Here is a 7768-nt window from a genome sequence, read left to right as displayed (position 1 = left end):
GTCCCGAGCAGTCCCGGCAGGCTGCCGATCAGCGCCTGCGCCTGGGAGACCGACGTTGCAGCGAGAACGATGACGCACGCCAAACCGAGCGGCGTGAAGCGCCGGGCGAACGCGGGTGCCAGTGCTGGCTGGAGCAGGCAGACAGCAAGAAGGGAGGGCAAAGCTCCCAGCCACAGGCCGGCCGCGACGACATGAAGGCCCAGTGCCACGGTCGTCCACGGATCGGTCGCGGCGCCATGACCGAGCAGGCCCTGAAGCAAGGCGGCGATCGTCAACGGAAGGAGCGCGGCCGTCCGCGCGAGACCGGTGCCGCGCAGGAATACGAGGGTCAGGATCAGCAACCCGGCGCGCAGCAGCAGCGTCTCGCCGAAGCGCGTTTCGGCCAGCACGCCGATGGCCTGGATGCTGTCCAGAGGTCGGCCCAGCATGGCGGCGCCTTGCAGCCAGAACCAGGCCACGCCGCTGAGCAGCGCCGCGATGACGGAGAGCCGGCTGCAGGATGCGAATTGCCGTGAAAGCCGCCGGCCTTCCGATGTCGCGGCGAGCGGGCGACGGGCCAGCAGGCGAAACGCCTCGGTGCCGAGGCCAAGCAGCAGGGCGGCGAGATGGAGCCAGCGGACCGCTGGCAGCGCCGCCCCGATCAGCGCTTCCACATCAGGGCTTCACTGTGAACCGGTATTGCCCGGTGACCCGGTGAGTATCGACCGAGGTCGCTGCCCATTCGACGCTGTAGGTGCCCGGCGAGACCGGTTTGAGCAGGACCTTGAGTGCCTTTCGGTCTCCCGGCACTGCTTCTGCCGGTGCCGCACTGACGACCCCGCCGCGCGCATCCTTGACCGTGATGCTGCTCAGCTTGGCCTCAAGCTCCTCGGTGAAGCCGAGGGTGATCTCTGCCGGCGCGGCGACGGCGGCTCCCTCTGCGGGAGACGCGGTCTTGAGATGCGCATGGGCGACGGCCTGCGTTGCGGCCAAGGCAAAAGCGAGCGTCAGCCCGAGATGTCGAGACATGGGTGAGGTCCTGCGATGGGGAGGTGGGATTGCGAGCTTACCAACTCGCGTCGAGCCCGAGATGAGCGAGCGCCTGTCCGCGCAATTCCGCCAAGCGCGGATCGCCGCGATGGCGCGGATAGGGCAGGTCGTTGACGATCTCGGCCTTGATCCGGGCGGGGCGCTCGCTCAGCACGATGACGCGCTGGGCCAGGAACAGCGCCTCCTCGACATCATGGGTGACGAGCAGGGTGGTGAAGCCGCGCTGGCGCCAGAGCTCGGCGATTTCGGTCTGCATGGCGATCCGCGTCAGCGAGTCGAGCTTGCCGAGCGGCTCGTCGAGGATGAGCACGCTGGGATCGTTGACGAGGGCGCGGGCCAAGGCCGCGCGCTGGGCCATGCCGCCGGACAGCTGGCGCGGAAAGGCCCGTTCGAAACCGGTGAGGCCGACGGTCTTCAGGGCGTCGTCGACGCGGCCCTTCTGGCTGGCGAGCAGGCCGCGCGCCTCCAACCCGAGCGCGACATTCTTCCAGACCGTGCGCCAGGGATAGAGCGTCGGGTCCTGGAAGACGACGACGCGGGAGGGATCGGGCATGGTGATCGCCTCGCCCGCCGCCGCGATGCGGCCCTGCGAGGGCGGTTCGAGCCCGGCGACCAGCCTCAGCAGGGTCGACTTGCCGCAGCCGCTCGGCCCGAGCAGGGCGACAAACTCGCCGGCCTTGATGTCGAGATCGATATCGTCGAGCACCGGCAGAGGGCGGCCTTCGAGATCGAAGGCGTGCGAGACGCCGGCGATCGAGAGTTCGGCGCCGTTGGACCCGGGAGTGCCGGTCGCGGGCGAGACAGCGAGCTGGGAGGCTACCATTTCACCACATCCTTCTGCCAGCCGAGCAGGCGGTCACGTACGGCAAAGAGCAGCGTAATGAGCCCCGAGAAGATCAGCGCCATCACGATCAGCGCGCCGTACATGTTGGAGTAGGCGGCCCAGCCCTGCGCCCATTGCAGGTAGTAGCCGAGGCCGGATTTGACCCCCATCATCTCGGCCGCGACGAGCACCGAGAACGAGGCGCCTAGCCCCATGAACAGGCCGACGAAGACATGCGGCAAGGCAGCCGGGATCGCGACCTTGAAAATCAGGAAGGCGCGCCCTGCGCCGAGCGTCCGGGCGACGTCATAATAGGCCTTGTCGACGCTGGCGACGCCGGACCAGGTCAGCACTGTGACCGGGAACCAGGTGGCGAGCGCGATCAGGAAGATCGCCGCCGAAAAGCTGGACGGGAAGAAGAAGAAGGCCATCGGCAGGAGCGCGGTCGAGGGGATCGGCCCGAGGAAGCGCAGCACCGGATGGACCCAGTAGCCGAGCCCGCGTGACCAGCCGATCGCGACGCCGGTGACGAAGCCGGAGATCGTGCCGAACAGGAAGCCCAGTGCCAGCAGGCGCAGCGAATGCAGCACGCTCTCGCCGAGCCGCGGCCAGTCCTCCGCATAGACCTCGACCAGCGCGGAAGGCGGGGCGAAGAAGGGCACGGGCAGCAGGCCGAGCTTCGCCGTCAGCAGATCCCAGAGGCCGACGAAGAGCGCCAGCACCACGAACCAGGGCGCGGCGCGGCCGAGGCCCCGGCCGAGCGGCGGCCAGAGCGCCCCGACAACCGTTGCCAGAGCCAGCAGGACGGCCCAGCCGATGAAACCGGCATTGGTCTCGCCGACATAGAGCGGGTCGGCGAAGCCGACCTTCTTGTTGGCGAGCAGCGTGACGGAGGCCGCCACTGCGGTCCAGGCCGCCGTGGCGAGCGCGCCCCGCGCCAGGACCGAGCCGTCGACTTGCAGGCGCGGCTGGTCGAATGCCGATGCGGAGCCGGTCTGTTCAAACGGGGACATTGGGCACGATCTTCTGCGCGAAGGCCTTGGCGTCAGTGTTCTTGCGGATCACGTTGACGAGCTTGAGCTGTTCGGTGAACAGCGCGACGTCGTCGCGGAGCGCCGCGCCGGTGGAATGATGGTCATGGGTGTGGCTGCGCAGGATCGCGGCCACCGTCTCGGGCGTGACCTTGGCCGGGACGAACGGCGCGAAGATCTCGGCCGTCTTGTCGGGATTGGCCGCCGTCCAGGCCTGTGCCTCGACGATGGCGCGCGAGATCGCTCCGGCGACTTCGGGCTGGTCGCGAATCAGAGCGCCGCGCAGGCCGAGCACGCAGCAGGTCGATTTCGCGTACTGGCCTTCGAGATTGGTGGCGAGCTCGACGAGCTTGTCGCGCTCGCGGATCAGGTAGAGATGCGGATCGTCGCCCGCGAGCGCCTGGACCTCGCCCTTCTTCAGAGCTTCGCCGAACAGGTCCTGCGGATACTGCACCCAGCTCACATCCTTCTCGGGGTCGAGTCCGATCTCGGCGAGGCGGATGGCGAAGAAATTCCGCACCGGGCTCGCCGGATCGGTGACGGCGACCGACTTCCCCTTGAGGTCCTTCAGGCTGCGGATATTGGCGGCCTCGGGCACGAGCAGGCGCATGCAGCCGCCATGGGTGCCGACGGTGAGGCCTACGTCGAAGCCCTGCTCCAGCGGCTTCAGCCAGCGAAGCGCCATGCCGATGCCGCCATCGGCATGGCCCGTCGCGATCGCCTGCAGAAGGGCGTCGGTCGGGCCGCTGAAGTTCACCGGCTCCACCGCGAGATTATATTTCTCGAACAGGCCCTGCTTCAGTGCGACCGAGATCGGCGACTGGCACACGGCCGTCTGGCCCCAGGCGAGCTTGATCGTCTGGCGCTGCTTCAGCGGCGAGGCCTGGGCGAAAGCATGGTGCCCGGCCAAACCGGCGAGCGGCGCGGCGGCCAGCGCGGCGGCTCCGCGCAAGAGCGCGCGGCGGGAGGGGAAGGTCGTTTGGGTCATGGTCGCTCCTTGCCGCTCTGGCCGCGGCTGCATGGTCATTCGGGGAAGGCTCAGGCTGCCGCGCGACTGGCCGGCACACGCTCGACGGTGCCTTGCACCGTCACGCCCTGTCGGAGCAGGTTCAGGATCGGGCAGAAACGCTCGACGGCGGCATTCAAGGCGTCGAGTTCGGTCACGTCCGTCGTGAGCCTGACGGTGTAGGACAGCTCGTGCGGATAGATCGGCGTGGTCTCGTGGCCGGGCGTTCCAGCGCGCGGATCGAGCTGGCCGTGCACCTCGACCCAGACATCCTCCAGAGCGATCTGCTGGTCGGCGGCCTGGATCAGGTAGGTATGGGTCAGGCAACTCGACAGCGCGCCGAGCAGCAGTTCGGGCGAGCTCGCCCGAGATCATAGCCCGCGAAATCCGGCGGGCTGTCGCTGATCACCTGGAAATCGCGAATGCGGATGCGCCGGACGCCGCTGCGCCCTTCGGCATGGGCCTGTGCCTGCAGGCGTAGCGGTCGGGCTTCTCCCGAGCGGGCATGGGCCTTGCGGCGCAGCAAAGCGTCGCGTTTCTGGGCGAGATATTCGTTGAGATTGGACATGGATGCGTCCCGGTCTGGTTTGATGAAAGTATTTGGACAGACGTGCGCGGTCAGTGGCGCAGCCGCTATTACGGCTGGCGCGAGATGGCTTTGTCTGAGCTGTGATGGACTCGGAGTGAGCGAGGAACGATGGCCCGTCCTCAGGCCCGAAGGTCAGAGCCGCCGGTGGAAGAGCCGGCCTGCCGTGGATTCTGTCCTGCTGAACGTCATGGACATTCGCGTCTCCAAAAGAAAAGGAGCCCACGAGACATCGTGGTGCTTTTAGCGTTGTTGACGCGGCGCAAGCTGCTCCTGCAAATCCCGCGGCGAAGACGCTGACAACGCCATCGAGTTCAAGATTATTGCTCGATCCTTTATTGTTCGCAATGAAACGGAATATGCGTTTTTCGTGACAGGAAGCGATGATTTGTTTGTGCGTAACGCGAAGATGAGGCGATCGACATCTTCACCGCATTGACCGGGCCGTCAAACCGTGGCGGCCTCCTGAGCCTGCGTTCGCCTCGGCTCGTTCGAAATGGCAGGGCCGAGCTTCGGCGGGCTGAGATAGCGTTCGCCGCTGTCGGCGACGATGGCGACGATCGTCTTGCTGGCATTCTCGGGCCGTCGCCCAAGCGCTGCGGCGGCGAACAGCACCGCGCCCGACGAAGTCCCGGCCAGAATCCCCTCGCGCTGCGCCAGAATCCGCGCGAAGTCTCGCGCCTGTGCCGTCTCGGTGACGAGCACCTCGTCGACGACCGAAGCGTCGAAATTCTCCGGCAGGTAGCCGGGCTCGACATCCGTTACCTTGTGGACGCCCTCGATAGCATCTGGATAGGGGACATCCAGCGAGGGCACCGAAGCCGGGCCGGGCTCGACGACGACGACCTGCACGTCAGGTTTCTGTTGCTTCAGGAAGCGCCCCGTGCCGGAGATCGTGCCGCCGGTGCCGACGGCTGCAACGAAGATGTCGACCTTTCCTTTGGTCTCCCGCCAGATTTCCGGGCCGGTGGTCTCGAAATGGACGCGTGGATTGGCAGGGTTGGCGCGCTGATTAGTGTAGTAGGCGTCAGGATTTTCGCGGCGAACACGGTCGATGATCGCGTGGATGGCTCCGGGCTCCAGAAAGGCGCTGTTATCGATCAGGACGATCTCCGCGCCGTATTGCGCGAGTAGCTTGAGCTTGTCATCGCTGATCGTGTTGCGCAGGTAGAATTTCGAAGGGTAGCCGCGTGCGGCGGCCAATGCTGCGAGCCCGATCCCGGTATTGCCGCTGGTGAGGTCGACGATTTGCTGGCCAGGCTTCAACCGGCCGCTTTCCTCGGCGTCGCGGATGATGCCCCAGGCCGTCCGGTCCTTGATGCTGCCGGCAGGATTGAGGTACTCGATCTTGGCAAGAACACGAGCGCCGAGCTTCAGATCTTCTGCGAAGCGGCCGAGTTCGAGTAGCGGCGTGTCGCCGACCAGAGCCGCGAAATGATCGTTTCCAAATGCCATGATACGCTCTCGGGAGAGATTGACGTCGCCACACTCGCGTTCAAGCTACGGTGAGTGTTCGCTGTCGACATTCGTATCCGCCTTTTATACGCAATCAATACTTGGAAGATAATAAGTACGATTGTCTCAATTGAGACGACATTCGCATCGGATATTTCCAATCCGGCGGAAAGATGAGGTGAAATATGTTTGCTCGGGGGATGCCGGCGATCCACGATGGACTCGCCGGTGCCATTTTGGCCTAGAGCGCATCAAGCGCTCCCATGAGATCGTCGAGAATGTCCTCCACGCTTTCCAGCCCGATTGAAAGCCGCAGGAGCCCGTCGCCGATGCCATGCTTCAGCCGGTCCTCGCGGCTGACGATGGCGTGGGTCATGCTGGCGGGGTGCTGGATCAGAGTCTCCGCGTCGCCGAGGCTGACGGCGCGTGTGATCAGCTGGAGATGATTCATGAAGGCCATGCCCATCTCGATCCCGCCGTCGAGCTCGAAGGAGATCAGACCGCCGCCGGAGCCGGACATCTGGCTCTGGGCGAGCTCGAATTGCGGGAAGGAGGGCAGGCCGGGATAGGACAGGCTGGCGATGCGCGGGTGCCGTTCCAGTTCACGCGCCACCGCCAGGGCGGAGGCGGCATGGCGCTCGACCCGAATTTCCAAAGTCTTCAGGCCGCGCAACATCAGGAAGCAGTTGAAGGGCGAGAGCGTCGCACCGGTCATCCAGCGGAGGCCGGTATTCCGGATCTGCTTCAGCAGGTCGGCCGGGCCGACGACGATGCCGGCCAGGAGGTCGCCATGGCCGCCGAGATATTTCGTCCCGGAATGAACGACGAGATCGGCCCCGAACTCCAGCGGGCGCTGCAGCACCGGCGTCCCGAACGTGTTGTCGACGACGACCAGCGCGCCGGCCTGATGCGCGATGCGCGAGACAGCGGCGATGTCGATGACGCGCAGGTTTGGATTGGCTGGCGTCTCGAAGAACACCAGCTTCGTACGGGCGCCGATCTCTGCCGTCAGCACATCGAGCCGGGTGAAGTCGGCGGGCCGCGCGACAATGCCGAGCTTTGCCAGCCCCTGCGTGAACAGCGCATAGGTGTTGCCGTAGAGCGTATGGTCGATCACGACCTCGTCGCCCGGCGCGAGCAGGGTCATGACGACACTCGCGATCGCGCCCATGCCGGAGGCGGCGGTCATTCCGGCCTCCGCGCCCTCCAGGCTCGCCATCCGCTCCTCGAGGATGGTCTGGGTCGGGTTCTTCGAGCGGCCATAGACATAGCCCGGCCGCTCGCCCCGGAAGATCTCGGCGCCCTGCTCGGCGCTCTCGAAGGCATAGGTCGAAGTCATGAAGATCGGCGGCGTCAGCGCTCCTTCATGCTCGGCCGGATCGTAGCCGAGATGGATGGCGCGAGTCGAAAAGCCCTGTGTCCGGTTGCGTCTGCGATCTTGCGACATCGGCGGTATCTCCCTTCATAGGCGCCGGAAGGCTGCAAGCTCTCCTGCCATCGGCCGATCTTATCGTGCGGGCGGGGGCAGGGACTGGGCGCGCTCCGCTCAGCTCGCAAAAGCCCCGAGCCGCGGGATGTCGAGGCCAAAGCGCTCGCGCAGGGTGGTCTCGGCATAGCTTCGGCGGAACAGGCCGCGATCCTGGAGAACCGGAATGACGAGATCGACGAAATCGTCGAGCCCATCCGGCATCGAGGCCGGGATCAGGTTGAAGCCGTCGGCCGCGCCCTGCTCGAACCAACGTTGCAGGTCGTCCGCGATCGTCTCCGGCGAGCCGATTATGATGCGGTGGCCATGGGATGCGATTGCAAGCGCCGCGAGCTCGCGCAGCGTGTAGTTC

The 7768-nt window shown here is 65.9% G+C and carries 8 protein-coding genes and 2 pseudogenes; all 10 read right to left on the bottom strand.

Annotation, left to right across the window (positions count from 1 at the left end):
* Positions 1-653, bottom strand: a pseudogene (locus JHD80_RS26205) (hypothetical protein); the annotation flags it as partial.
* Position 654: 1 nt separating this feature from the next.
* Positions 655-1008 (bottom strand): copper homeostasis periplasmic binding protein CopC, encoded by a 354-nt coding sequence (copC, locus tag JHD80_RS26200; protein WP_199093375.1) that lies wholly within the window; start codon positions 1006-1008, stop codon positions 655-657.
* Between the two features lie 37 nt (positions 1009-1045).
* Positions 1046-1852 (bottom strand): ABC transporter ATP-binding protein, encoded by an 807-nt coding sequence (locus JHD80_RS26195; RefSeq protein ID WP_199093373.1) that lies wholly within the window; start codon positions 1850-1852, stop codon positions 1046-1048.
* Positions 1846-2865 carry an ABC transporter permease gene (locus JHD80_RS26190; protein ID WP_199093371.1) on the bottom strand — a complete coding sequence of 340 codons (1020 nt, stop codon included), beginning with the start codon at positions 2863-2865 and terminating at the stop codon, positions 1846-1848. Before JHD80_RS26190 ends, JHD80_RS26195 begins: the two co-directional genes overlap by 7 nt.
* Positions 2852-3871 carry an ABC transporter substrate-binding protein gene (locus tag JHD80_RS26185; RefSeq protein ID WP_199093369.1) on the bottom strand — a complete coding sequence of 340 codons (1020 nt, stop codon included), beginning with the start codon at positions 3869-3871 and terminating at the stop codon, positions 2852-2854. The genes JHD80_RS26190 and JHD80_RS26185 overlap by 14 nt, the downstream gene beginning before the upstream one ends.
* A 50-nt stretch (positions 3872-3921) precedes the next feature.
* Positions 3922-4194 (bottom strand): OsmC family protein, encoded by a 273-nt coding sequence (locus JHD80_RS28860; protein ID WP_349237352.1) that lies wholly within the window; start codon positions 4192-4194, stop codon positions 3922-3924.
* Between the two features lie 14 nt (positions 4195-4208).
* Complete coding sequence (locus JHD80_RS28855; RefSeq protein ID WP_248311788.1) at positions 4209-4457, bottom strand: hypothetical protein; 249 nt, start codon at positions 4455-4457, stop codon at positions 4209-4211.
* A gap of 465 nt (positions 4458-4922) precedes the next feature.
* Complete coding sequence (locus tag JHD80_RS26175) at positions 4923-5930, bottom strand: PLP-dependent cysteine synthase family protein (protein ID WP_199093367.1); 1008 nt, start codon at positions 5928-5930, stop codon at positions 4923-4925.
* Positions 5931-6171: 241 nt separating this feature from the next.
* Entirely contained in the window at positions 6172-7377 is a 1206-nt protein-coding gene (locus JHD80_RS26170) for a trans-sulfuration enzyme family protein (RefSeq protein WP_199093365.1), read from the bottom strand.
* 99 nt (positions 7378-7476) lie between these two features.
* A pseudogene (locus tag JHD80_RS26165) lies at positions 7477-7768 on the bottom strand (LLM class flavin-dependent oxidoreductase); the annotation flags it as partial.

The organism is Allobosea sp. ASV33, assembly GCF_016428755.1.
In the GTDB taxonomy this organism is placed as follows: domain Bacteria; phylum Pseudomonadota; class Alphaproteobacteria; order Rhizobiales; family Beijerinckiaceae; genus Allobosea.
The sequence above is the reverse complement of the archived record's forward strand: the minus strand, read 5'-3'. Positions and strand labels throughout refer to the sequence as shown.

Coding starts and splice junctions, on each gene's coding strand:
- JHD80_RS26175 (WP_199093367.1), bottom strand. CDS start 5,930: ATGGCATTTGGAAACGATCATTTCGCGGCTCTGGTCGGCGACACGCCG.
- JHD80_RS28855 (WP_248311788.1), bottom strand. CDS start 4,457: ATGTCCAATCTCAACGAATATCTCGCCCAGAAACGCGACGCTTTGCTG.
- JHD80_RS26195 (WP_199093373.1), bottom strand. CDS start 1,852: ATGGTAGCCTCCCAGCTCGCTGTCTCGCCCGCGACCGGCACTCCCGGG.
- JHD80_RS26190 (WP_199093371.1), bottom strand. CDS start 2,865: ATGTCCCCGTTTGAACAGACCGGCTCCGCATCGGCATTCGACCAGCCG.
- copC (WP_199093375.1), bottom strand. CDS start 1,008: ATGTCTCGACATCTCGGGCTGACGCTCGCTTTTGCCTTGGCCGCAACG.
- JHD80_RS26170 (WP_199093365.1), bottom strand. CDS start 7,377: ATGTCGCAAGATCGCAGACGCAACCGGACACAGGGCTTTTCGACTCGC.
- JHD80_RS26185 (WP_199093369.1), bottom strand. CDS start 3,871: ATGACCCAAACGACCTTCCCCTCCCGCCGCGCGCTCTTGCGCGGAGCC.